The 25,930-nt window shown below is 43.9% G+C and carries 23 protein-coding genes; 15 read left to right on the top strand and 8 right to left on the bottom strand.

Translation table 11 applies throughout. From position 1 onward, the window contains the following. Window positions 1-98: 98 nt before the first annotated feature. From C9I43_RS10555 to C9I43_RS10545, 3 genes are all read right to left on the bottom strand, one after another. Window positions 99-545, bottom strand: a complete 447-nt coding sequence (locus C9I43_RS10555) for a DUF1294 domain-containing protein (RefSeq protein WP_107883429.1) — start codon at window positions 543-545, stop codon at window positions 99-101. Window positions 546-573: 28 nt separating this feature from the next. Then, window positions 574-1,788 (bottom strand): DUF418 domain-containing protein, encoded by a 1,215-nt coding sequence (locus tag C9I43_RS10550; protein WP_076496532.1) that lies wholly within the window; start codon window positions 1,786-1,788, stop codon window positions 574-576. Between the two features lie 301 nt (window positions 1,789-2,089). Beyond that, complete coding sequence (locus C9I43_RS10545) at window positions 2,090-2,596, bottom strand: hotdog fold domain-containing protein (RefSeq protein ID WP_107883427.1); 507 nt, start codon at window positions 2,594-2,596, stop codon at window positions 2,090-2,092. Window positions 2,597-2,819: 223 nt separating this feature from the next. On the opposite strand from C9I43_RS10545, the gene C9I43_RS10540 reads away from it, so the two are divergent. After that, window positions 2,820-3,734 (top strand): polyprenyl-phosphate transporter, encoded by a 915-nt coding sequence (locus C9I43_RS10540; RefSeq protein WP_107883426.1) that lies wholly within the window; start codon window positions 2,820-2,822, stop codon window positions 3,732-3,734. A 78-nt stretch (window positions 3,735-3,812) separates the two neighbouring features. On the opposite strand, the gene C9I43_RS10535 is transcribed toward C9I43_RS10540, so the two are convergent. Genes C9I43_RS10535 through C9I43_RS10525 form a run of 3 tightly spaced genes read right to left on the bottom strand, consistent with a single transcriptional unit; the run spans window position 3,813 to window position 6,206 of the window. Next, the gene (locus C9I43_RS10535; RefSeq protein ID WP_107883425.1) at window positions 3,813-4,472 is read right to left on the bottom strand and encodes a helix-turn-helix transcriptional regulator; all 660 of its coding nucleotides are present in this window, start codon (window positions 4,470-4,472) and stop codon (window positions 3,813-3,815) included. Window positions 4,473-4,522: 50 nt separating this feature from the next. Further along, window positions 4,523-5,797 (bottom strand): L-cysteine desulfidase family protein, encoded by a 1,275-nt coding sequence (locus tag C9I43_RS10530; RefSeq protein ID WP_107883424.1) that lies wholly within the window; start codon window positions 5,795-5,797, stop codon window positions 4,523-4,525. Window positions 5,798-5,822: 25 nt separating this feature from the next. Next, window positions 5,823-6,206 (bottom strand): RidA family protein, encoded by a 384-nt coding sequence (locus C9I43_RS10525; RefSeq protein ID WP_107883423.1) that lies wholly within the window; start codon window positions 6,204-6,206, stop codon window positions 5,823-5,825. A 256-nt stretch (window positions 6,207-6,462) separates the two neighbouring features. Between C9I43_RS10525 and C9I43_RS10520 the strand changes: the two genes are divergently transcribed. From C9I43_RS10520 to C9I43_RS10505, 4 genes are all read left to right on the top strand, one after another. Beyond that, window positions 6,463-7,743 (top strand): SLC5/6 family protein, encoded by a 1,281-nt coding sequence (locus C9I43_RS10520; RefSeq protein WP_107883422.1) that lies wholly within the window; start codon window positions 6,463-6,465, stop codon window positions 7,741-7,743. A 286-nt stretch (window positions 7,744-8,029) separates the two neighbouring features. Further along, window positions 8,030-9,172, top strand: coding sequence for a transglutaminase-like domain-containing protein (locus C9I43_RS10515; protein ID WP_107883421.1), 1,143 nt, complete (start codon window positions 8,030-8,032; stop codon window positions 9,170-9,172). Window positions 9,173-9,188: 16 nt separating this feature from the next. Then, window positions 9,189-9,506, top strand: a complete 318-nt coding sequence (locus C9I43_RS10510) for a hypothetical protein (protein ID WP_308811433.1) — start codon at window positions 9,189-9,191, stop codon at window positions 9,504-9,506. After that, on the top strand, window positions 9,503-9,781 hold the full coding sequence (locus tag C9I43_RS10505) for a heavy-metal-associated domain-containing protein (RefSeq protein WP_107883419.1): 279 nt from the start codon (window positions 9,503-9,505) through the stop codon (window positions 9,779-9,781). The genes C9I43_RS10510 and C9I43_RS10505 overlap by 4 nt, the downstream gene beginning before the upstream one ends. Window positions 9,782-9,892: 111 nt before the next feature. On the opposite strand, the gene C9I43_RS10500 is transcribed toward C9I43_RS10505, so the two are convergent. Then, window positions 9,893-10,474 (bottom strand): TetR/AcrR family transcriptional regulator, encoded by a 582-nt coding sequence (locus tag C9I43_RS10500; protein WP_107883418.1) that lies wholly within the window; start codon window positions 10,472-10,474, stop codon window positions 9,893-9,895. Between the two features lie 132 nt (window positions 10,475-10,606). On the opposite strand from C9I43_RS10500, the gene C9I43_RS10495 reads away from it, so the two are divergent. Then, on the top strand, window positions 10,607-11,674 hold the full coding sequence (locus C9I43_RS10495; protein WP_107883417.1) for an alkene reductase: 1,068 nt from the start codon (window positions 10,607-10,609) through the stop codon (window positions 11,672-11,674). A 70-nt stretch (window positions 11,675-11,744) separates the two neighbouring features. Here the strand turns inward: C9I43_RS10495 and C9I43_RS10490 are convergent, their stop codons facing one another. Beyond that, window positions 11,745-14,162, bottom strand: a complete 2,418-nt coding sequence (locus tag C9I43_RS10490; RefSeq protein WP_107883416.1) for a Lon protease family protein — start codon at window positions 14,160-14,162, stop codon at window positions 11,745-11,747. A gap of 491 nt (window positions 14,163-14,653) precedes the next feature. On the opposite strand from C9I43_RS10490, the gene C9I43_RS10485 reads away from it, so the two are divergent. From C9I43_RS10485 to C9I43_RS10445, 9 genes are all read left to right on the top strand, one after another. After that, entirely contained in the window at window positions 14,654-17,338 is a 2,685-nt protein-coding gene (locus C9I43_RS10485) for a putative bifunctional diguanylate cyclase/phosphodiesterase (protein WP_107883415.1), read from the top strand. A 94-nt stretch (window positions 17,339-17,432) separates the two neighbouring features. Beyond that, window positions 17,433-18,671, top strand: coding sequence for a DEAD/DEAH box helicase (locus tag C9I43_RS10480; RefSeq protein ID WP_107883414.1), 1,239 nt, complete (start codon window positions 17,433-17,435; stop codon window positions 18,669-18,671). Window positions 18,672-19,083: 412 nt separating this feature from the next. Next, window positions 19,084-20,037: a YbgA family protein gene (locus C9I43_RS10475; RefSeq protein WP_107883413.1), complete on the top strand. Its 954-nt coding sequence runs from the start codon at window positions 19,084-19,086 to the stop codon at window positions 20,035-20,037. Between the two features lie 54 nt (window positions 20,038-20,091). After that, window positions 20,092-21,120, top strand: coding sequence for a MerR family transcriptional regulator (locus C9I43_RS10470; protein WP_107883412.1), 1,029 nt, complete (start codon window positions 20,092-20,094; stop codon window positions 21,118-21,120). After that, window positions 21,107-22,591, top strand: coding sequence for a deoxyribodipyrimidine photo-lyase (gene phrB, locus C9I43_RS10465; protein WP_107883411.1), 1,485 nt, complete (start codon window positions 21,107-21,109; stop codon window positions 22,589-22,591). Before C9I43_RS10470 ends, phrB begins: the two co-directional genes overlap by 14 nt. A gap of 23 nt (window positions 22,592-22,614) precedes the next feature. Further along, entirely contained in the window at window positions 22,615-23,061 is a 447-nt protein-coding gene (locus C9I43_RS10460) for a nuclear transport factor 2 family protein (RefSeq protein WP_107883410.1), read from the top strand. A gap of 17 nt (window positions 23,062-23,078) precedes the next feature. Then, window positions 23,079-23,858 (top strand): SDR family NAD(P)-dependent oxidoreductase, encoded by a 780-nt coding sequence (locus tag C9I43_RS10455; protein WP_373455351.1) that lies wholly within the window; start codon window positions 23,079-23,081, stop codon window positions 23,856-23,858. Then, on the top strand, window positions 23,858-25,108 hold the full coding sequence (locus C9I43_RS10450; RefSeq protein WP_107883409.1) for an NAD(P)/FAD-dependent oxidoreductase: 1,251 nt from the start codon (window positions 23,858-23,860) through the stop codon (window positions 25,106-25,108). The genes C9I43_RS10455 and C9I43_RS10450 overlap by 1 nt, the downstream gene beginning before the upstream one ends. Next, window positions 25,105-25,929: a DUF1365 domain-containing protein gene (locus tag C9I43_RS10445; RefSeq protein ID WP_181317873.1), complete on the top strand. Its 825-nt coding sequence runs from the start codon at window positions 25,105-25,107 to the stop codon at window positions 25,927-25,929. Before C9I43_RS10450 ends, C9I43_RS10445 begins: the two co-directional genes overlap by 4 nt. Window position 25,930 lies beyond the last annotated feature (1 nt).

The following is a 25,930-nucleotide window of genomic DNA, read 5'->3' as shown; positions in this document are numbered from 1 at the left end:
AATAAATAAAAAGGGCAATCTTAGATTGCCCTTTTTATTCGGTTTTAGTCACAGATGAACTTAGCTATAGCCGACTAACCTCACGCGGATAGTTAGGTTTAAATAAACATATTTACGGCGCCAGTTTGGATGCCATAAGCCAGTACGGCTAAATTGGCGATAACGGTGAGCCAAAAAACGTTTCTAAATGAGGCCTTAACTGACTTGTGCCTTAATACGTTTTGGGCAAACAGGGCGCCGGGCCAACCGCCCATGAGCGCCAGCAGATGCAAAGTGCTTTCTTTAGTGCGCCATTTACCGCGTTTTGCGGCGGATTTATCGATGGCGTAGGCGATAAAACTGAGCAAACTGAGCGTGAGGTACATGCCTACAATACCAATGGGCAACATATGTTGCTGCGCGGCGCCAATTAAACCAGCAAGAAAAATAACCACTAACAACAATGGCATAATGCTTGATTCTGAACCGGTTGATTTAGGCTTTTGGCTGCGGTTGTTTGTGGCCTTTTTACTGCTGGTTGTTTTGGTTGGTTTTTTATTCGTCATGGTTTGGTATCAATCTCGTATCGTGGTTCTAAATGTGATTTTTTACGGGTGGTGTCGCGTACTTTTTAAACGCGAGGTAGCGCCAAAACTTTTCCAGTGGCCCTTGCTTGAAATAGCGTAAGTAAAGGCTGGCTAATAGCAGTTGCACGATTGAATAAACAATTGCCATGACCATATATTGCCATCTATCTAACTGTAAGAGTAATTCAGGGGCGAGGTGTCTAAACACTAACACGCCAACGATGGATTGCAGAATATAGAGGCTAAAGGCGAGTTTACCTACATTTTGTAATGAGGTCAGTATCTTAGGGCTGTTTTTACAAATTTTAACGATAATATGGATATAAATTTGCGCCATTGGGATCGCACTTAACATGGCTAAGGTATCTGAAAGCGCGACTAAAATTGGACGTTGTGTTAAGCCTAAAAGTATCGCTATTAGTGATAGCGATACACTGGCTATCACCAATTGTATGAGCGTAGTTTTGCTAAATCCCTGCTCAAAAGTTCCTTGTTGATATAACGCCATACCGAGCAACATCAAGCCTGCGGTTAACCACATTAAAGTAAAAGGGATCACTAACGCCATGTAACCCACCTGCATTAACTGCAACACGAGTTGGTCTGCATAGCTTGAGGTCCAAGCACTGTACTGCTGTGCAAATAGGCTTGATTCGCGGATAAAAGATTTATCTGCGCTGCTAACAGTGATGAGGGTAATGATCACTAAGGCGCCGAAAATAAAGATATTGGCTTTACGTTTAAGGGCATCAATACTTAAATCTTTGTAACATAGCGCTAAAAACCCACTGATCCCGTAGGTGAGTAAGATATCGCCAGACCAAATCAAAATTCCATGGATTAAACCCAATGCCATCAACCATTTTAGGCGTGAACGTAAGCGCGGATACGCATTGAGCCCTTGGGCATTAAAACGTTGATACTGAATAAAAAGCCCAACACCAAATAAAATGGAAAACAGACTAATAAAGCGCACTTTGATAAACAAGAGATTAAATGCTTCGATAACTTGATCAGATAACAGCGGTGTTTCGTGAGGGGCATAGCCATAAAAGGTCATCCCCATAAAATAGATATTCATGAAAAATATCCCCAACACAGCTAAGCCACGAATAGCATCAATATTGGCATTGCGCTGTGTGGATATGATAGTAGCGCTGGCTGGTAGTGTGGCTCCTGAAGGGGGCGTTGACCACTCGTCAATAGGCTGGTTGGCCGACACGTGAGCTGAGTTCCTTTCGCTAGTAAGCATGTTTGACTTTTTGAGCTGATTTAAGAAGACTAGCCTAGCAGGCGCTTGCCTCCAATCAAATATAGAAAGCCTAGAAAGTGGAATATAGAAAGTGAAATATCGGCGTAAAACCTAATGGAAAATATTGCCGATTAACGATTCGGCAATATTCTCGTTCACTGTTTAGCATAGTTAACGCTAACGTCATGTATCTGTTGTCATTGTAAGCTCGTATTAGGCCAATGCCTGTCACTTTAGCCTATTGAATACGGCAGCCTCGTTTCGCTATGGGTCATACTATTTTTTGCGGCTTTTCAGATATCCACAACTTGATATGTCCCTTCACAACGACCACACCTTCGGTATCGTATGCCCTAACGGGGACCAGCATATCGCCAGGAGTCCATTGCTCTGGCGTCACTTCTGCAATGCATAAAATATCGCTACCAGCCTTAGCGGTATAATCCAAACTCATGCCCTTAGGGATCCAACGTAAATTGGTTGGAATAGAGGCTTCGGCCATCACACCCATCGCCATTTCTAAACCATTACAAATCGCAATCACATGCACCGTTTTAATGTGGTTGTGCACTGCATGGCGTTTTTTTATTAAACAGGCACAATGATTAAGGCGTAATTCAGTGATCAGTGGTTTGATGGTGCCAAAATAGGGTGCCATGCGTGAAACCATGATTGAAAACAGTTTTTGGCCGAAGGGATATCGGCGAGTTTTGTGGTAGAGCGCGAGCACTTTATTGGTTTTTTGTTTGGCAGTGCTGACGGAATCGGTCTGGCGCATGGTCATCCTTAATAATATGCAAAGGGATATTGTTATCTTAAGACTATTCCAAGTTATGCTTGGGTAGTTCTGGTCGGATGAGTTTAACATTAGGGTAACAACAAATACCAGTCAGCTTAATCAAGCAAACTTCATTTCGTAGTTTTTAGCGTAACACCGTATAATTGCGGCCAATTTGTCGTTTAGCGGCAATGGCATTTTTATTTAGCAATAAGGACTCACAGTGAAATATTTGCTGACGTATTTTAAGGGAATGGCCATGGGTGCTGCCGACGTTGTGCCTGGCGTTTCAGGCGGCACCATAGCGTTTATTACCGGTATTCTTGATACCTTGCTCGACAGTGTAAAGCGCATCAATCCTTCGTTATGGGGCGTGATTAAGTCAAAAGGGGTAAAAGGGGCTTTTGTCCATATAAATGGCGGTTTTTTAGTGAGCCTGCTGGCGGGGATCCTAACCAGTATTTTTACCTTTGCTAAGCTGATTTCTTGGTTGCTCGCAACGCACCCAATCCCAATTTGGTCGTTCTTTTTTGGGCTTATCATCATCTCTGTCGTGCATATGCTCAAGCAAGTGAGTGGTTTTACGGTGGCACGTTTTGCTTTATTTGCCTTAGGCGTGCTGGCGGCGTGGGCGATTACTGTGCTAAATCCCGTGGCAATAGAAGCCAGTTATATCAACATATTCTTCGGTGGCGCGATTGCCATTTGCGCTATGGTATTACCGGGGATTTCAGGTAGCTTCATCTTATTATTGTTAGGCTTATATCCTGTAGTGCTCACAGCGGCTAAAGATTTTCAGCTCGATATTTTGGCCTGTTTTGCCGTTGGCGCAGTGACGGGATTATTGACTTTTAGCCATTTATTGTCGGCACTACTGCGGAAATATCACGATGCGACTATCGTGTTTTTAACCGGTTTAATGTTAGGCACCTTAGGTAAAATTTGGCCGTGGAAAGAAACCTTAACCTGGCGAACAAATTCACATGGCGAACAAGTACCTTTATTAGAGCAAAATATTTCGCCACTTAATTTTGAGCACATTACAGGTCAGCCTGCACAACTCGCTTTTGCCATCGTATGTATGTTGGCGGCAATAGCACTCGTTTGGGGGTTAGAGAAAGTGGGTAATAGGAGCTGAACCTTATCCACTCCGAGGTGATAGGTTTACCAAATAAAAAAGCAGCGATAAATCGCTGCTTTTTTATTGTTATCGAGGTTATGCCTGATTAGCTTTAATTTCCCGTAGATAACGGTAAATTGAATGCACTGAAATCCCTAATCGAGTCGCCGCGACTTGGGCGCTGTCTTTGAGTTCAAAAATACCTAACTCATGTAGTTGATTGACGATTTCGCGGCTCTTTTGTGAGGTCGAAATCGAAGGATTGGAGCGCACTTCATGATTGATACTGTCAATGGTGCTGTGCAATGCTTCATCAATATTACGGGCAAACGTTTCGGGTGAACTGGTGACTTCAATATTAAGTAAATTATCTGGCATCATAGTGCGTAGCACTGATTGCAGCGGCGCATCCATATCGCTATTAATACACAGTAAGGCTATTGGCTGATTTTTACGGTTACGGATCACCGTAGTAATCGATCTTAGCGTTTTTCCATTAGTGCATTTGGTGAGATAAGAATTAGAAATATCCTGACCGGTCTTAAGCTTAAGCAAGGCAAGGTTAGTGATTGGTGCGCCCACTTCTCTGCCTGTCACATGGCCATTGGCTATTTTGACTACCGACGGATGTTTAGCATCTAAGCTGTGTAATACCACTTCAGTATGTTGACCATACATGGCTGCGATACCATCGACGATATTTTCGATGGATTTAAGAATATCCAGATCACTTTGCGTTAAATCTTGCAGTTTCAAAGTTTCAACCTTGGGTTGTTAACCCGCTAATGATCAGCGGGTCAAAATCACTATGCCGACATAATATCGATAATAGTAACATCTGTGGATGACATACCATTGAGGATCATTTTACCAATATTTTTAATGGTTTTCTCTACATCGGTGGCGATAATACCTTGGCCGGAGACATTGTGACTACTGAGAGCCATCAAAAATGAGCGTACGGCCGCACTAGATGACGTGCTGACCTTCATGGCGCAGGAGGCTTTTGCTCCATCACACACCATGCCAGAGCTATCGCTGATCACATTTTGAATTGCGAAACAAGATTGCTCGAATGAGCCACCGGCCAGATACACCATCGCCATAGAAGCTGCGGCGCTGGTGACTGTATTACCACAAAATGCCGACAATGGTGGGTAATGGGATTTGATATAAATTGCCCCAAGGTGGCTCATAATCAAAGCTCGGGCGAGTTTTTCTTCCGAAGCGTTATAGCATTGTGCCGTTAATACCACTGGAATGGTTGCGGCAATGCCTTGGTTACCACTGCCAAAATTACTCATGGCAGGTAAGTTAGCGCCGCCCATACGTGCATCGGACGCCGCAGCAGTTAACATAACGATTTTATTGAGTAAGTCTTCACCAATAATACCCGCCGCGATACCGCTTTTCATAGTACGGCCGACTTCTAGACCATAGGGATTAGCCATGCCTTCATCGGATAATTTGCCATTTAATTCAGAAGCCTCAAGGATAAACTTGATATCCTCGAAGGGGACTTCATCCGCAAAGTGATAAATGGATTCGATAGTGATGTCCACGCCAGCACAAATTGAACCCGTTGCCGTTGCCGCTGTATTATCAAGACTGAAGACTAACTCGCCATTGAGGTGTTTTTCGGCAATCAGTGTATGGCCGCCACAAATTTTAACTAGAGCTTCACGACTGCCTTTTTTAGCTATCACGCAGCAATAAATAAACTCTGCCGTTTGTGTGCGTTCAACGGTTACTTTTCCTGCATCGATCAGTGCCTGTGCCTTTGCGACTTGCTCTGGTGTTATTACCGCCAACACTTCTAAACCAGCATCAGGGTTACCTGCAATAGCGCCAGCGGCAGCGGCAATTGCAAGGCCAATTTTACCGGTGCCTGGTACAAATACACCCATAGAATTCTTATAAAGATTGTCAGACACTTGTACTGCAATTGAATCGGGTTCAACGCCGAGTAAAGCGCGGGCTACAGCTGCGGCGTAAGCGGCAGCGATAGGCTCAGTACAACCTAATGCGGGCTTAACGACTTGTTTGATAATTTTAATATACTGTTGCCATTGAGGTTTCATGAGCTTTATAACCTTATATTAATACTTACATTTTAGCGTGTGCTATTGCTTCGACTTCCACTTTTGCGCCCAGCGGAAGATCTTTCACCGCAAAACAGCTACGTGCAGGGCAGTCGGTTTTGAAATAACTTTTATATACTTCATTAAAGGCGGCAAAGTCATTGATCTCAGCAAGATAGCAAGTGGTTTTGAGGACGGTTTCGAGACTGCCTCCACCTGCTTCTAGCACGTATTTGAGGTTTTCTAATGACTGAATCGATTGTTCCGTGATCCCACCGTTAACGATACTGCCCTTTTTCTTACATACAGGGAGCTGGCCTGAGGTGAAAATCAGATTGCCATAAGTTGTGCCATGGGAGTATGGGCCAATGGCTGCGGGAGCATATTCTGCGTTAATAATCGTTTTCATTGTTTCTCCATCTTGCAAATAAAATTGAATGTCGCAGTCGGACTATGTGCAACATTATTTGTATTTTTAAATTTTATTGCAATTATTTTTTAATGAATTTCATTTGCCTCTGCAATTTGTGCGTTATTAATCCCAATTTTAGCCAAGTTGTGAGCGTTAACGCTTTGTTCAATAAAAGTTGAACGTATTGGTTGCTGAGTTCATTTTGTTCAAATATATTTGCAACAAATAATAGTAACAAGGTAAAGATGAAATGATGGATGCAACAATGACGGCGGCTAATACTGCCCAATGGAAAATAGATACCCGCTTCGATAGTACGGATTGGGGCTGGATTATTATGAGTATCGGCATGGCAATTGGCGCGGGGATCGTATTTTTGCCCGTACAGGTCGGTTTAATGGGCCTATGGGTGTTCTTACTGTCTGGCGTAATTGGCTACCCTGCTATGTATATGTTTCAGCGTTTGTTTATCAACACCTTAGCAGAATCACCAGAATGTAAGGATTATCCGAGTGTGATATCGGGTTACTTAGGTAAAAACTGGGGCATGTTATTGGGCGGTTTGTACTTCACTATGTTGGTTATTTGGGTATTCGTTTATTCAACGGCCATTACTAACGATAGCGCCTCATTCTTACAAAGCTTTGGCGTGACAAAAGAATTACTGTCGAATAATCCCTTCTACGGTTTATTGCTGATTTGTGGTTTAGTCGCTTTAGCATCACGTGGTGAAAATCTATTATTCAAAATATCTACTTTTATGGTGCTGACTAAATTGGGCGTGGTTGCTGTATTAGGGTTATTAATGGTGGATAAGTGGGATATCAATAATATTGGCGTGATCCCAGCAACAGGAGATTGGTTAAAAGATGCCATCGTTATGTTGCCCTTCACACTAACATCGATTCTTTTCATTCAAAGCTTAAGCCCGATGGTGATTTCATACCGCTCGCGAGAGAAATCCTTAGCAGTTGCGCGTTTTAAAGCCATGCGGGCGATGAACATTGCCTTTGGTATCTTGTTTGTTGTGGTGTTCTTTTATGCGGTGTCATTTACGCTAGCGATGGGACATGATCAAGCGGTGCGTGCATCAGAAGAAAATATCTCGGCCTTAGCTATGGTCGCCCAAGGTATGCAGGGACAAACGCTTAAATTACTCAGCCTGACCTTAAATATTTTTGCGGTAATGACGGCTTACTTTGGGGTGTATTTAGGTTTTAGGGAGGCTTGTCAAGGTTTGACCATGAACATGCTACGCCGCTATATGCCTGAAGATCGTATCAACAAAAAGCTGGTTGGTTACGGCATCATGATTTTCACCATTTTACTATCTTGGGGTGCGATTGTATTAAATGCCCCAGTGTTAAGTTTTACCTCAATTTGTAGTCCTATTTTTGGTTTGGTTGGATGCCTTATTCCAGCTTATTTAGTATATCAAGTGCCAGCGCTGCATAAGTACAAGGGCGCATCTTTATACATTATTATCATTACCGGTTTATTACTCTGTATATCCCCGTTCTTAGCGTTTAGTTAACATTAAAGCGCTTGAGGTTAGCTAACTAACCTCAAGTCGAAGTTAAATTTAACTATAAAAAACAGGTGTTGAATTGATCAACACCTGTTTTTTATGTGAGATTTAACACTCTAGTAGTTATTTTGTTTAAAGGTTATGGGAAGTTGTCGGCTTAATGTGCTCTTTAGCGTGTTTTTTACGACTGAGATAACGGCGTTATTGTGCTGACAGTGAGAGCGCTTATAATGGCGCGCAATGACTCCAGTCATATCTTTTTTAGCGCTCAATAATGTGAAGGAATGTCATCATGCAAAGACGCAATTTTTTAAAAAGTGCGGCTATTTTGTCGACCGCGGGATTTATCACACCGGTACTGGCATCTTCCTCTCTACCGAGTGTTGTAGAGCATAGTTCAGCGGATGGACGTCGTCGTTTTACCTTAATCAACACTTACCATCTTGTTGCCCCAGAAGGCTCTGAAGGCGTGGTTAAGCTGTGGATCCCGCTACCTGAAGATACGCAATTTCAATGGGTGCGTAAGCTGAGTTTTACTGGCAGTTTTAAAGATGCCTACATAACTTCAAACAACCGTTACGGTGCTAAAACTCTGTTTGCAACGTGGCCAGATGCTAAATCAAGCATGACCATGACGGTTGAGCTAGATATTGAAACGTTGGATTGGGAACCTGTGAAAAGCGGCGCCTTGGTCCACTACCGTACGCCAACAGAAATTAGTTATCCTGCAGATGTTGAACACTATTTATTACCCACTAAACATATGCCAATTAATGGTATTGTGAAGCTAACAGCAGATAAAATTGTGGGCAGCGAAACAGATCCATTAAAACAAGCGCGGCTGATTTATCTTTGGGTCAGCGCCAATATGTTCCGCGATAATAGCGTAATTGGCTGTGGTACAGGCGATGTGGCCAGTATTTTAGCCAGTGGCATATTGGGCGGTAAATGTACCGATATTAACTCCGTATTTGTGGCGCTAATGCGCGCCGTGGGTATTCCTGCCCGCGAAATGTTCGGTATTCGCTTGGGACAGGCGATCAAGATGGGTCAATATTCTAAAAAGGCGTTTGGCAGTGCCGATGACAAAGGCGTTGCCGATGTCAGTGGTGGTCAACATTGTCGCGCTATGTTTTATTTAGCGGGTTATGGTTGGTTGCCTGCCGATCCTGCTGATGTAACCAAAATGCGTTTAACCGAGAAAAAAGAGCATAGCGATCCTGCTGTTCAGGCGGTGAATGATTACCTCTTTGGTAATTGGGAAATGAACTGGATTGGCTTTAATTATGGCCGAGACTTTGATTTATTCCCTGAAGCTGAGCAAACACCGTTGAATAACTTTGGTTATCCCTATGCCGAAGTTGATGGCGATCCCGTGAATTATTATGAACCTAAAGTATTTGCCTATGACTACCAGTCAACCGAACAACGCTAAGGGACTTTTTGCGACTATGGCCGCTGCTGTTATTGCTGCAGTGGTTTCGAGTCTGTGCTGCATTGCGCCACTTATTTATTTGGTGTTCGGTGTGTCGGCCGCGAGCCTGTCGGGGATAGAGCAACTAAGCTGGTTGCAAGTACCTATGTTGATATTGTCGACTGGGCTTATCTTAATGGGATTTTGGCGGCTCTATTTTGCGAAAAAGCCATTGTGCACCGCGACGTTAAGCCGTACTCAGATGGTATGGCTCTACTGGTTAACTGTGCCTGTTGTGCTGGCGTTTCAGTTATATCCCTTTGTATTACCTTGGTTATTAGAGGTTTTTGAATGAAGTTAGTGTTATTTCTTGCCTTAATTTTTTGTTCAGTATCGAGCTGGGCGGAAAATAGGCAAGTCACCTTAGATGTTAAGGGCATGACCTGCCCGCTATGTGTCACTGTCGTCAATAAAGCCCTGCGACAAACCGATGGTGTGATTAAGGCTAAGGCTTCGTTAAAAACTGAGCAAGCTATCGTGACTGTGCCTGAGGATTTTAATCTAGACATCTTACTCAAGGTGGTCGATAAAACTGGGTATAAGGGCAGTATTAATAAAATAGAGAACTAACTAAAAGCTGCGTTTATCGGAACACATAGTATCGTTAAGTGCGGCCAAATATCGGTTTTATCCCGCTCGTATAGGCCATTTTACGTCGTTTAAAATTGAGCGTGAAATGGCTTATTGGCAAACGTCAGTCAGTAATTGTTCGGCAAGATGTTGTAAGGTTTCCGCTTCAGGGTGAGTGTGGGCGAAAGTTCTTAAACCATAAATTCCCATCATTAAATATTGTGCTCTTTGCTCGCTGCTGCGATGACCTTGCAACAAACCGTGCAGTTTCGCGGCGGCGAATTGTTGCATCAACGCCAATTGCATGGCTTGCAGATACTGGTTGATGATGTTTTGGATTTCAACATCTTGTTCTGCAATTTCATTGAGCGCCTTAGTCAATAGACAGGCTTGGCTACTATCGCAACTTAAGCACTCAATAACCAGATAATCTAAGTAGGTTTTCAAATTGGCGAGCACATTATCGCTATTGGCAAACAAACTGTTAAATTGCTCGCTCCTATCTAGTTGATACTGTTCAATGGCTGCGATTAACAATCCGCGTTTATTGGTGAAAGCACAGTAAATCGACCCTGGATGTAACCCCGTGGCTTGAGTGAGATCTTGCATGCTCGTTTTAGTGTAACCCTTGTGCATGAAGGCGGCCATAGCGCCGCGAAGTACCTGCTCTCGATCGAACTCTGCATTACGCATCGAATTTAATTCACCTAGTTGAAATACTTAGGCGAAATTCTACCTAAATTTGAACGGACATTCAAAAATAAACTTGAATGATTGTTCAAATAATAATATCTTGAACGCATATTCAAGAATGGGACCAGAAAAATGACCACACAAACTGCGCCAAATCTATTGGCTAATCTATTCGAAACCTACTCGCTTAACGACACTATTAGCTTAAAAAATCGTATTCTTATGGCTCCATTAACCCGTTGTATGGCGGATGCTAATTTGGTGCCAACCGACGATATGGTTGCTTATTATGAACGCCGTGCCGAAGCAGGTTTGATTATCACTGAAGCGACGATTATTCGTCCTGATGGCCAAGGTTACCCTAATACTCCGGGTATCTTTACTCAAGCGCAAATAGCCGGCTGGCGCAAAGCGACTGATGCAGTTCATGCTAAAGGCGGTAAGATTTTTGTACAGTTATGGCATACGGGCCGTGTATCTCATCCACACTTTTTCGGTGGTGGCGATGTACTTGCTGCATCAGCACAAAAGATTGAAGGCAGCGTACCCAGAATGCGCGAACTGACTTATGTCACGCCAAAAGCTGCCACGCTCGAAGATATTCAAGGTTTAGTGCGTGATTACGCCAAAGCGGCAGAAAATGCCATTGAAGCGGGCTTTGATGGCGTTGAAATCCACGGTGCTAATGGTTATTTAATTGATACTTTCTTACATCATGACAGCAATCGCCGCACCGATGAATACGGTGGCACTCCGGCCAATATGTCCCGCTTTGCACTGGAAGTGGTTGATGCTGTCGCGGCGCGTATTGGTAAAGACAGAACCGGTTTACGGATTTCTCCGGGCGCTTATTTCAACATGGCAGCCGATAGCCGTGACCGTGCAGTGTTTGATTATTTTTTACCTGAGCTTGAGTCGCGCGATATCGCCTTTTTGCATATTGGTATTTTTGATGACAGCATGCAGTTCGACTATCTTGACGGCAACGCTTCAAGTTATGCGCGCGCCCACTATGGTAAAACCTTAGTCGGAGTCGGAAGCTACAGCGCCCAATCTGCGAGCGAAGCGATTGCAACGGATAAGTTCGACTTGATTGCTATCGGTCGTCCCTTTATTGCCAATTCTGATTATGTTGCTCGCGTGCGTGATGGCGTTGAACTCGTACCGTACAGCGACGAAATGTTAACAAGCTTAGTGTGATTGTGCTTAATAGCTGAATAACTTAATAAAGAAAGGGTTAGCATTTGCTAACCCTTTTTATTGTTATGATTTAATCTGTTTTAGCCAATGCTCTTAGTGCTGTGAGTTTTTGTTGGGCGATGCCAAAAATACTCTCTGGATCATATTGCCCAGAGTTAGGTAATGCCGTTGGCGACAAACCTCCCGCACTTTTACTCAGTAATAGTTCCATTGCCTGAGTTACATGGGTGATAGCCCAAATGTGAAACTCCCCAAGTGCAACCGCGTCGACAATATCTTTACGCAGCATTAGGTTGGCGACGTTCGAGGCGGGAATAATCACCCCTTGCTCTGCTGAGCGGCCCTTGATTTTGCAAACATCAAAAAAGCCTTCAATCTTTTCATTCACGCCGCCAATAGGCTGCGCCTCACCAAACTGGTTCATCGAACCGGTTATGGCAATATCTTGCCTGAGTGCTTGCTCACTAATGGCTGAGATAATAGCGCAACATTCGGCCATTGAGGCGCTGTCGCCGTCTACACCGCTGTAAGATTGCTCAAAGGTGAGATAAGTGGTGAGCGGGATGTGCGACGTTTTACCTAAAACCGAGGCTAAATAAGCAGTTAAAATCAGTACGCCCTTAGAGTGAATTTGCCCTCCAAGTTTGACTCTATGTTCGATATCCATCACTTCGCCTTTACCAAAGGCCGTGGTTGCAGTGATTCGATTAGGCATACCAAACTGGTGATCTGAGGTCGATATCACAGATAACGCATTGATTTGTCCGATCACCTTACCTTGAGTACTGATCAAGGTTGTGCCGTTACTGAAGCTTTGCATTATGTTGTCGTGTAGGCGCGAGACTCGTTGCTCTTGATTACGTAGCGCTTGCTCAACGTGTAGCACTGAAATTTGTTCACTGCTTGCTAATTTTGCGCAGTAGTTGGATTCTCGCAGCAGGTTAGCCACATTAGCAGAGTGCAGCGACAGCTTTTGCTGATCCTCAGCTTCACGTGAGCTGTATTCGATGATACGGGCTATAGCGGCGCGGTCGCAGTGCAGCATGTTGTTATCGCGCACTATGCTAGAAATAAAACGAGCATAGTGCGCCTCAGAGGTTGGAGTTCTGTCCATCAGATCTTCAAAGTCAGCGGTAACACGAAATAACTCACTAAAATCAGGATCATAATGCTGTAACAGCTGATAGGTTTCATGATCGCCAAAAAGAATAATTTTCACATCTAACGGGATAGGTTCAGGTGCCAGAGAAATCGTACCTGATAGTGAAACTTCCCGTTCGAGTGAGCTTAAATCCAGTTTACGTGAACGCAGAGCACGCTTTAGTCCGTCCCACACATAAGGGCGCTCTAATACTTTAACCGCGTCCATCAACAGTACGCCGCCGTTAGCTTTGTGCAGGCTACCTGAGCGAATAAGCGAAAAGTCGGTGAACACAGTGCCCCTAAATGTAGCATTTTCTACATAGCCAAATAGACTGTGATAACTAGGGCTTTCTTCGACAACGATGGGGAATTTTTGCGTTCCTTGGCTGACTAAAACATTAACTTGATAGCGACGGGGCATTTTCTTTTCAAGTGAGGCGTAGGCTAAACCGAGTTGTTCTTCGCTTTCCTCTAAAAAAATATCCAGATTATCTAAGATATCAGCCTGCATACCGGTTAAAAAGGTGCGCGCCTCAGGCTGATGTTTAAACTTATCTTTGAGTGGCTTAATAAAATGAATTAACACTTCTTTGGCAACTTGCTCGTCATGCTCTTGCTGTTTATCGCTGAACTCTTCTTCCCATTCGGTTATCTGGCGAATAATGCCGCGCAGCTTAACTTCAAGTCCATTTATATTACTTTCAAATTGGTTACGCTCAGCCTCTGTCAGCGCTTCAAATGAGCTTTCATCATGGGGTTCTTCACCATTGAGCGCCACCATTTGATAGTCGCCCTGTAGGGTTAAGCTAAGCTCTATGCCTTTTTGCTTCGCTTCTTCGGTTAATTCTGATAATGCCGCTTCTTGTTTTCGTGCGAGTTGGCTTTTGAGCTTTTCGGTGCGGGCATAATACATTTCGTTATCAAAGGCTAAGGGCATAGCTTTGACCAGCTTTAACATTAACTTTTCAATGAACTTTTTAAACTCAAGCCCAGTACCTGCATTGAGTTTGAGCACTTTGGGGCTACGAGTATCATCAAAATTAACCACATAACACCAATCGTACAGAGTATGATCGCTAGGCTCGTGGCGGCTTAAATAGCGCAGCATCATAGTGCGTTTTCCTAAGCCGTTTTGACCGATAGCATAAATATTATAGCCCTTCTCTTTAATCCCCATTGCAAACTCTACCGCTTGCTGGGCGCGCTCTTGGCCCACAATATCGTCAAGTGGCGTGAGTTCAGCCGTAGACTGACAATCTTTGCTTAATTGTTCGAGCTCGCAAATGCGATATAGTTGTTTGCTGTCCAGTAGGGTGGCTTGGCGTGATACGGCGTCAGTTGGCATAAGTATCCTTGTTTTTAGCCTTATTATTTCCATTGTAGACAATAAGATAGCATTTTTGTCAAACATAAATTCGTAATCGACCATTTATGTTGTTAGGGCGAGGTGCTCTAGCGCGAAAAGAACTGCGTGGCACTGTATCTATACTTAACTCATTAGCGATAAGCCATTGTTAGTTATTCAACTTGTTGAAATGGCATGTTCATTTTTTGTGCTAAAGTTATACAGATAATATTGACTGAATTTAACTTGATTGGCGTCGCTCGTTACACAAGGAACACGGCAGTAAATGGTTTGACCTCTAAAGCGGGTAAAGACCGATATGATGCCGTTGTGTAGGAGCTGAAATTAGCATTGATTGATGTATTGAATTGAGATACAGAATGTATTTTTTGGTTGATTAACGCTTATCTGTAGAATTCTATTGAGTATATGTTTGGCTCTATAGCGTTCTAACCTCAAGTGTATTAAGTTGTAACTAGGTGTTAGACAAGATGATAAATATGCCCATTTCGCAGCAACAACTTGACCTCTGGTTAGCAGATTTAAATTTAATCGCTGATATATCAAGCTGTAAAGCCACGCTATTAACGTGGAGTGCTGTGGATGAACTGAGTTGTTTGTTATATTCAGACGCCGTTGTTGAAAACGAAATACAGGCAATTCTTACTCAGTTGAGTGGCAGGAAAGTCATCAACGCTAACTCTACGACTGCCTCACCTGCATTTACCGCTGACCGTTATATTAAAGATCACGCCGCTCAAAACACCACCATTCTGGATAAGCGGGTTAGCTTGAGTGAGCCCATTTCGCAATCGCCGCCGCTAGAGGTTAGTCAGCACTGCACATTTTTATCACCCTCGCAATTATCAACACTGGTAGGTAAGGCTGAATTGATTACCGATACTCAGCTTCATCCTGCTTGGTGCACATGTACTCCCGTCGGTAGTGTTATTTTTATCTCACTGTCTTGGCCATCCGAAACTAATTTTGGCTTCTTATGTTTTTACCATAATGATCCACAGGGTATTGATGGCAAAACATTTCAGCTGGCTAAGCTTGTTGGTGAGAGTATTCAACGGCAGCTAGCTGACATATTACGCCAATACAACGTGGCTGAATCGCTCAATCGTGGTACGCCAAATCATATTGATGTGATTGATTTACAATCATTCATCGATAGTTTTGACGAACATATTTGGATGAAAAATACCGATGGCATATACACTTTGTGTAATCGAAGCGTTGAACAAGCCTGGGCAAAGTCGCGCAGCGAGATCATTGGCCGAACCGATGTCGAGCTTTTTGGTGCCGATGCGGCTGATATCTATCTTGAAGGTGACCGGTTTGCGATTGAATCGGGTACACCTATTATCGTCGCTGAGTGTTTAGAAGGTGCTGAGCCTAAACAACATCTTTGGCTAGAAACGCTAAAACTGCCCACATTCAATGCAACTGGTGATTTTGCCGGTGTTATTGGGATGACGCGTAACATTTCAAAGCATAAAGCCGTTGAAGATCAACTTACGCTAGCGACCAATGTATTTAAACACTCCTTTGAAGGCGTTGTAGTCACTGACAGACACGGCAATATTACCGATGTTAACGGTGCGTATTTTGAGATAACAGGCTATACGAGGGAGGAGTTACTCGGTCAAAATTCACGTATTTTGAGTTCAGGTCGCCATGATAAAACGTTTTTCGATACCCTTTGGAATACCTTACTGATTAACGGTAAATGGAATGGGGAAATCTGGAATCGGCGTAAAAATGGTGCTATTTTCCCGCAAAATATCAGTATCAGTACCATCTATGATGAAGTCGGTGATATTCGTTATTTTGTGGCGGTGTTTGCCGATATTTCTGCACAGAAACAGAATGAAGCACAACTTACACACTTGGCGTATTTCGATCCGTTAACGCAATTACCTAATCGCATGAAGTTTATGATGCAGCTCAAACAAGAGGTGCGGCGCGCTAAGCAGCTAAATTTACAATTAGCGACTGTAATGATAGATGTCGATTTGTTTAAGCATATCAACGACAGCTTTGGCCATAGCATAGGCGATGAAATGTTAGTCGAACTTGCTAAACGATTACGCAGTCAAGTCGAGCAGCAGGATGTATTATCGCGCATTGGCGGTGATGAATTTGTAGTGTTAATTACGGATATTAATAGTGGTGAAGAGGCCACGCTTGCCACTAATCAGCTGCGCCAAGTATTTGATCAACCTTTTATTGTGAGCACTGGCGATCATTTACGTTTAACCGCGAGTATGGGGGTGTCTTTGTACCCGAATGATGGGCAAGATGCAGACACTTTATTGCGTAACGCCGATGCGGCTATGTATTGCGCCAAAAATGATGGCCGTAATAATTATGCTTTTTATACTGAATCTTTAACTCAACTGTCGCTTGAACACCTTAAACTGCAAAGTGCCCTCTATGGTGCAATTGAACAAAATGCTTTGTATTTGATGTACCAGCCGAAACTTGATTTAGTGACCCGTAAAACCGTTGGATTTGAAGCGCTATTGCGTTGGCATGATCCCCTGCTTGGTTTAATTTCTCCGGCGGTATTTATCCCTATAGCTGAAAAAGTTGGTCTTATCCATGACATTGGTTTATGGGTGTTAGAAACCGCCTGTCGTCAGGGAATGCGCTGGCTTCGCGATGGTAAATATTTTGGCCGTATTGCGGTCAATGTTGCTGGGCAGCAGTTGCAACGTAGCTCGTTTGTTGATGATGTAAAACGTGTTTTAGCTGAAACGGGTTTACCAGCCAAACACTTAGAACTTGAAGTGACCGAAAGTGTGATGATGCAAAATCCAGAGGTCGCCATTCGTGATTTAAAGCGACTTGGCGATCTGGGGATCGAATTATCGGTAGATGATTTTGGCACGGGTTACTCATCATTAAATTATTTAAAAAAACTGCCTATCCATAAACTCAAGATCGATCAATCTTTCGTGCGGGATATTCCCTTTGACACTAATAACACCGCCATCGCAAAAGCTGTGATTGCGCTTGGACATGCGTTGAAGCTCGATATTGTGGCCGAAGGCGTTGAAACCCAAGAGCAAGCTGATTTTCTGCTGCAAAATCACTGCGATCAAGCTCAAGGTTATCTCTTTAGTCGTCCACAACTCCCGCAGGATCTCGATAAGTTTTTATCGTGAAGTTCCTAATGGCATAGCAGGCTAGTGTCATGCTGCTAGTCGCTTAGGTTTGTGTCTGTTAACATTCTGCCATTATTTTCTGCGGCGATTTATAATGTCCTTTAGTGTTTTGTCCTTAAATTCCACGTTAGTGAGCACTTTAGCCAATCTGGGTTATGAGGCGCCTACACCTATTCAATTAGAAGCCATTCCTGTTATTTTAGCGAAACGCGATGTCATGGCGGGCGCCCAAACGGGTACCGGTAAAACCGCAGCATTTGCATTACCCATTTTGCATCATTTATTAGCACTTTGCCCTTCGCCAGATTTAGCCGCAGTTAGGCCGATACGCGCGTTAGTGTTAGTGCCAACGCGGGAGTTGGCGGTGCAGGTACAACAGAGCTTTGTTAAGTATGCCAAAGGAAGCGATATTCGTGTCGGTATCGCTTACGGCGGCGTGAGTATTGACGCACAGGTGGCCGTTTTTAATACTGGGATTGATGTATTAGTGGCAACGCCGGGCCGCTTACTCGACCACCTCAGACAAGGTGCGCTAAGCCTTAAGCAACTGACTATGCTAGTGTTTGATGAGGCAGACCGTATGCTCGACATGGGTTTTATGGATGAAATCCAAGCCGTGCTCAAGCAAGTACCCAGTGACAGGCAAACGCTATTATTTTCTGCCACTTTAGATGCCGCTATTTTTAGCTTAAGCAAAACCTTACTGCGCGATCCTAAGTTGATTGAAGTCGCCAAGCGCAATACTACCGCCGCAGAGATTGAGCAAGTTGTTTACGCCGTTGATGCCGACCGTAAAACTGAACTGGTTAGCCACTTAGTGCGCAGTAAACATTGGCAACAAGTGCTGATTTTTAGCCGCACTAAACAAGGCGTCGATAAGCTCGCTTTGCAGCTTAATAAAGCCAATATCATCACCCAGGCTTTTCATGGCGACTTATCCCAAGGTGCGCGCGAAAAAGTATTGCAGGAGTTTAAACAAGGTAAAATTCAAGTGTTGGTGGCAACAGATGTTGCGGCCCGTGGTTTAGATATTGTTGAGCTTAAATACGTGATTAATTTTGAGCTGCCGTTTATTGCGCAGGATTATATCCACAGAATTGGCCGCACAGGCCGTGCCGGCAGTGCAGGGCTGGCTATCACGCTCTTTAGTCAAGATGATGCTCTACTACTGGAGGAGGTCGAGGTGGTTCTCGACAAACGCTTACCGCAACAATGGTTCCCCGGCTTTGAGCCCGACTTTAATAAGATGGAAGCTGAACCAAGACGCAACGGTAAAGCGGCTCAAAAACAGCGTGCTAAGAAGCGTGCATTAGGCACAAAGGGCAGCAGATAGCTGAAATTGTAATGAGCATTAGATGCTCATCTACCGCGTTAATATTAGTAAAGCTGTTTGCATATCATGGATGATACATGGGGTAGTAAGCGGCTGATTTAACTGCATGGCAACGCGCTTTATACTGCTGTTTAAGGCTTTTGACATAGCACCACTATGCCTTCAAGCCTTCGCCTTGTCTAAAACTCCCGCTGAATGAACAGATAGTTAATACGATTTTTATCTTATGCTTATCCTGAGTTTAGGTTACTTATCTTGTAACTCCATTCTTTACTATTAAGTGCGCCAATACGCAGTGTTTTACGCGTTTCAGGAGATAATCCAGCAATATTAAAAAATATCTATACAAAAACTTGATCCTTGTACAAGTATGAGCCGTAATGAAAGCTATAGTTATACAAGGAGCTTACTTATGTACAAGTTTAACCCGCAGCGAATTCAGATAGGGATCAGTGCTTGCCTTTTAGGCGAGAAGGTTCGTTTTGATGGTGGACATAAAAATTCGACCTATTGTAATAAAGAAATTAAGCAATTTTTCGATTATGTTCCCGTCTGTCCTGAAATGGCGATTGGTCTAGGCGCGCCGCGTAAAAGCATCCGCTTAGTCCGTGATGGTGAAACCGTATTAGTGCAAAGCGGTGACGGCAGCTTAGATGTAACCGATAAGCTTAACCAGTACAGCGAGAGTAAGGTGCAAGAGCTAGATTTTCTCGGTGGATACTTGCTTTGCGCTAAATCGCCTACCTGTGGGATGGAACGCGTTACAGAGTACAAAATTGGCACAAATAATGGTTCTAAATCTGGTATCGGTGTATTTGCCCGTAAGCTAATGGAACGTTATCCGCTATTGCCGGTGGAAGAAGAAGGGCGTTTACATGACCTAGTACTGCGGGAAAACTTTTTCACTCGGGTTTACGCCTACCATGATTGGCAGCTAATGAAGCATGAAGGCTTAACTAAGCATAAATTGGTTAAATTTCACTCCCGTTATAAATATCTGCTGATGGCACATAGCCCTACATGGTATCGCGATCTTGGGCCAATAGTGGCGCATATCGACGATCTGGAACAAAGCGCAACCCGTTATTTTGAAGGCTTTATGACCGCCTTAAAAATCAACGCAACCCGTAAAAATCACACCAGTACACTGCAACATATTCAGGGTTACTTTAAAAAGCATCTGAGTAAAGAGCAAAAAAATGAACTGTCTGAAGCAATAATGAAATATCACGAAGGTTTATTACCGTTATTAGTGCCTATCACGCTTATTAACCATTATTTGCGCGAATTTCCAACGCCTTACATTGAAGAACAAGTGTATTTGCACCCCCATCCTGAGGCATTAAAGCTGCGTTATGCCTACTAGCCAAGCTTTGTTAGGCAGTCTTTTTTGCTTTGTTCGAGTGGGTGATATTGAAATATGAAACAGATGATAGCGTCCGCTAGCGACATTGAATCTAACGGCGATGCATTATTACCCATAGGTGAAGTGTCGGCGCTAACTGGGGTTAACGCGGTCACCTTAAGGGCATGGCAGCGCCGTTTTGGCTTAGTGATCCCTGCTCGCACGCCCAAGGGCCACAGATTGTATACCAGCGATAATATTGAAGAAATTCATGAGATCAATACATGGCTAGCTAAAGGCGTCGCGATCAGTAAGGTTAAACCTTTGCTGAACAGTGCAGCTAAATCATCAAATGAAATGCTTCAAAGCCAAGCTGTTGATAGCTGGGGCGAGCAAATCATTGCTTTGACAACGGCATTATTCGACTTCAATCAGCATAAGTTACAGCAGATTCTAGATGAGGCCATTGGCCTGTATCCATTTGTACTTGTGAAAGAGAAGTTACTGCAACCATGGCTGAATCAGTTAGATGATTTAGTTGCCGAGCGACTCGACGCTGACTTAATTATTGCTTGGTTAAAAAGCGAACTACTTAGCCGTGTCGGTGGTCGTCCAGCTTTTGCTGGGCAAACGCTGTCAGCACGAGTCGCTGTGATTAATTTAACCCATGGCGCACTGACACCGACTAATTCTACACGCAGCAAAACACTTTATTCACTGTTGTTGTTATTAGAGCTTGCGGCGCTGCGAGCCTCAGTTATCGACCTTGGCAACCAAACCATTGCTAGCGTGTCACTGTTGAGTAATCGGCTTAATCTTGATGCGCTTTTACTGCTGCCCGAACCGAATCACTCGGGGACTGAACAAGCAGAAATGCAGGCCGTGTTAGCGCAACTGACGTTTCCATGTCGGTTTGTTGGCCCCTTTGCCCCGACGTTAACGTCCTTGTCTGCTTTTTACACATCTTCAATTACAGACTTAATTGGGCAAGTGTCGGCTCGCTCGACGAGCAAGGCTCGTAAAAGTATCAAACACACTGAAAAAATCGCCGCAGTAAGTCACAGTGAACATCACAACGCTAGGAAAAATCATGACATCAGCTAAACATCATTCAATCACTTTACCGGATCAAAATGTGTTGATGTGGTTTCGCCAGGATTTACGTCTTGCTGATAATCAGGCGTTAACCGCTGCTTGTGATTGGGCGAGGGAGAATGGTACGGCATTGAAAGCGATTTACATCGCTACGCCAACCCAGTGGCAACAGCATGATGTTGCGCCCGTTCAGCTCGACTTTATTGAGCGGCATATTAATTTGCTTGCCCAAGGGTTAGCTAGCTTAGGCATCGCATTTGAGCTTATTCAGCTAGACACCTTTGCCGATGTGCCAAAATTTATGCTCGATTATTGCCAGCAACACAGTGTTACTCGAGTGTTTGCAGGCAAAGAGCCAGAAATTAACGAGCAACTACGCGACCAAGCCTGTATTGAGTCAGGCATACCCTTGGTATTAACTGACGAGCATTGTTTACTGGCACCGGGTAGCGTACTTAATTTATCCGGCGGCATGTATAAGGTTTTTACGCCTTTTAGCCGTAAGTGGCGAGAAATCGCCGCCCGCAAAGCCATTTTACCTCTCGCTGTTCCCGCGCCGCTTGGGCCAGTCATCAATGAGCCACAACAGCTGACCTTTATCAATACGCTTAAACTATCGAGCGCACTATGGGCCGCGGGAGAAGGGCAGGCTAAGCGCTTACTATCAGAATTTATTCAACAGAAAGTTCAGGATTATAAGCAAGATAGGGATTTCCCGGCCATCGATGGTACCAGTTCAATATCACCTTATTTGGCGATTGGCGTGCTCAGTTCAAGGCAATGCGTGGCTGCGCTACTGCACCATTTCCCCGAGGTGATTGTTGATGATACTAGCCCAGCTCGAACTTGGTTAAATGAGCTTATTTGGCGTGAGTTTTATCGTCACTTGCTGGTGGCATTTCCTGATTTATCTAAGAATCATAATTTTAATCGTCAAGCAGATAAAGTGCAGTGGCGCAATAATCCCGATGAGTTCACGGCATGGTGTGAGGGGCAAACAGGCTATCCAATTGTGGACGCCGCTATGCGACAGCTTAATCAAACCGGTTGGATGCACAATCGCCTGCGTATGGTCGTTGCCAGCTTTTTAACAAAGCATTTGTTGATTGATTGGCGTTGGGGTGAGCGTTATTTTCGCCAAAAGCTGATTGACGGTGATTTAGCCGCTAACAATGGCGGTTGGCAATGGTCTGCAGGTTGTGGCTGTGATGCCCAGCCTTATTTCCGTATTTTTAATCCCATAAGCCAGAGCGAAAAGTTTGATCCAGATGGCAGCTTCATCCGTAAGTACTTACCAGAGCTCGCATCTTGGGGAATTAAGCAATTACATCAACCTAGTGCAGCCAAAACACCGTCTTTGTTTGAAGCGCCGTTATTTAATACTCAAACGGCTTATCCAAGTGCGATTGTTGACCACAGCACCGCAAGAGTCAGGGCATTAACCGTGTTGGGCGTATTAAAAAAAGCCGCGATTACCTAGATTAGGATTGGAGCAATAACCAGATGATAAATAGTGCCGTGATTAAGCCTAATCCACTCGTGGATAATTTTATTGAACTGTATCAGGCGTTAAATAAAAATAATCTGCATCTGCTGGGGCAAGTGTATGGCGACGACATTATCTTCACTGATCCAATGCATCAAATCAGCGGTCTTGAGTCATTAACCCAGTACTTCGCTAAGTTATATGAGAACGTCCAACACATTCAATTTGAAATCAAAGAAGTGCAGCAGAGTGACAGCCAAGCTTCACTCTTTTGGCAAATGCAGTACCGCCATCCTAAATTAAATAAGGGTCAGTTGATTCGTGTTGACGGTATGAGTCAGCTCAAATTTAACGATAAGATCTATTTCCATAGGGATTATTTTGACCTTGGACAAATGCTATATGAGCAGGTGCCTTGTGTTGGTGGGCTTATTCGGTTGCTTAAAACGAGGGCGGCAAAGTGATCAACGCCATTAACCCGATGGCACTCAAAACTGTGCTTATTACAGGTGCAAGCTCAGGTATTGGGCTGCAACTGGCAAAGGATTATTTAGCACTGGGGTGGTATGTGATTGCCTGTGGCCGCTCCCTACAGAAACTCGAAGCGTTAGCACTTAAAGAGCTTGGAATTGTCACACTGCTAAACTTTGATATTACCCAGCGCAGCCAAGTGCAGCAGGCTGGCCAAGATTTAGCCGAGTCATTAACACAAACCGACCGTCAGCTTGATTTAGTTATTCTAAATGCCGGCAGTTGTGAATACATCGATGATGCTAAAGCCTTTGATGATGCGTTATTTGAGCGTGTTGTTCATACCAATTTAATTGCAATGGGATATTGCCTTGGGGCATTTTTACCATTAATGCCAAGGGGCTCGCGCATTGGATTGATGAGTTCTAGCGCTATTTATTTGCCCTTTCCACGTGCAGAAGCCTATGGCGCCTCAAAAGCTGGTGTGCAGTATTTAGCATCAAGTTTGGCGCTTGATCTTGTTAACAGTGATATTGGTGTCAGTCTAATTTGTCCTGGTTTTGTGGCGACGCCACTGACGGCTAAAAACGATTTTTCTATGCCGATGCAAGTGAGTGTACAAGCGGCCTCTAAAGCCATCCGTAACGGACTAGAACACAATAAACGCGAGATCCACTTCCCGCGCCGCTTTACCTATTTATTAAAATTGATGTCGTTTTTGCCGGCCTTTGTGTGGCAAAAAATGATAGCTAACGACACCCAATCCAAGTCGCTTAAGGACAAGAACTGATGAAAAACATCGCTATCGTCGGCACCGGTATTTCTGGATTAACCTGCGGGCATTTACTCAGCGAATCGCATCAAGTGACCGTATTTGAGGCCAATGATTATATTGGTGGGCACACTGCAACCGTCGATATAGAGCATCAAGGCCAAACCTATGCCATAGATACAGGTTTTATCGTATTTAACGACAGAACTTATCCGCGGTTTGAGCGTTTATTAAAGCGTCTTAAAGTCACGACATTACCGACTGAGATGAGCTTTAGCGTACATAATGCGCTCACTGGGCTTGAGTATAATGGCAATAATTTAGGCAGTTTGTTTGCCCAAAAGCGTAATCTACTTAATCCGCGTTTTTGGGCTTTTTTAAGGGAAATTCTACGTTTTAACAAAGGCTGTAAAGCTCTATATCAACAAGATATTTATCCTGATGGCAACTTAGGTGATTACTTAGATAGTGAGAACTTTTCGTCCTTTTTTGCTGAGCATTATATTTTACCGATGGGCGCGGCTATTTGGTCTTCCAGCATCGAAGATATGCGCTCCTTTTCATTAAAGTTTTTTATCCGCTTTTTCGAGCACCACGGATTATTAAATGTCAGTGATAGGCCGCAATGGTATGTACTACAGGGCGGATCTCGTAGTTATATTCCTGATTTAATTGCCCCCTTTAAAGACAATATCCGTCTCAATTCTCCGGTCTCGGCTATAGAACGCCATGGCAATGGCGTTAAATTACAGGTTAACGGGCAGTGGCTAGAATTTGATGAGGTGATCCTCGCCTGTCATAGCGACCAAGCGCTGCGGATGTTAAAGGATCCGACGGCCGCGGAACAGGCCATTCTGGGTGATTTAAGTTACCAAGATAATGATGTTGTATTGCACATGGATACTACCATTTTGCCAAAGCGCAAAGCCGCGTGGGCGAGTTGGAATTATCGTTTAGACGGCAATGCAAAGCGTCCGGCTTCAGTGACTTACAACATGAATATTCTGCAGCAGTTACCAGCCAATGCGCCGACTTTTTGTGTCACTTTAAATCAGTCAGAATTGATTGATACGTCCAAAGTGCTGCGCCGTTTTAACTATGCTCATCCAGTATTTAACGAGGCCAGCCTTAAAGCCCAAAGCCGTCGTGAAGAGATTTCGGGGCAAAACCATACCCACTTTGCCGGCGCTTATTGGCACAACGGTTTCCATGAAGATGGCGTACGCAGTGCACTTGATGTGTGCGCACATTTTGGGGTCAGCCTATGACACTTCTTAATATGCCAGAGCACAATGTGGCAGAGCTTAATAGCGGTATTTATTATGGCACTGTGTCTCACAGCCGTTTTACGCCGATTAAACATAGTTTTGACTACGAAATGGCGCTGATGGCCATTGATTTAGATGAAGTCGATAAAATTAGCGCTATGGGACGAGTTTTTGCGAGCCAGCATCGCGCTTTACTGCGATTTAATCCTCAAGACTACTTAAGATCTTTTACGAAGAAAACCAATGAAAGCAATGCCGTGGCTGTGGCAGATCCGAGCGTGGCAGCGCTCAAGAGTCGAGTATTGGCGCAAGTGAGCGAGTTAGGTGGGACTAAGCCATGTGACCGCGTACTGTTTGTTGGTCAGATACGTCATTTTGGTATTTATTTCAGCCCAGTTAACTTCTATTTTTGTTATCAAAATCAAACACCGTTATACATGCTTGCAGAAGTGAGTAATACCCCTTGGAATCAACGTCATTGTTATTTGGTGGATTTAACAACGCTAAAAGCCTCTGACAAGGTTTTTCACGTATCACCTTTTATGTCATTGGACATGCGTTATCTCTGGCACGTGTCAGCCCCAAGTGAGCGCTTGAATATTGGTATCGAAAACCAGTCGGCGCAAGAGGGCAGTAAAAAACTGTTTAACGCCAATTTAGTGATGAAGCGCCAAGCTATCAACGCTAAGAATTTACGCACACTTTTGTTTCGCTTCCCTTTTATGACGCTTAAGATCTTTTTCGGGATTTATTGGCAAGCGTTAAAACTCTTTTTCAAACGTGTGCCTTTTGTGCCGCATCCAGCTCAGGTGGAGAAATAAC

The sequence above is a fragment of the Shewanella morhuae genome (assembly GCF_003028295.1).
Lineage (GTDB): Bacteria > Pseudomonadota > Gammaproteobacteria > Enterobacterales > Shewanellaceae > Shewanella > Shewanella morhuae.
Note: the sequence above shows the minus strand (reverse complement) of the source record. Positions and strands in the feature narration are given on the sequence as shown.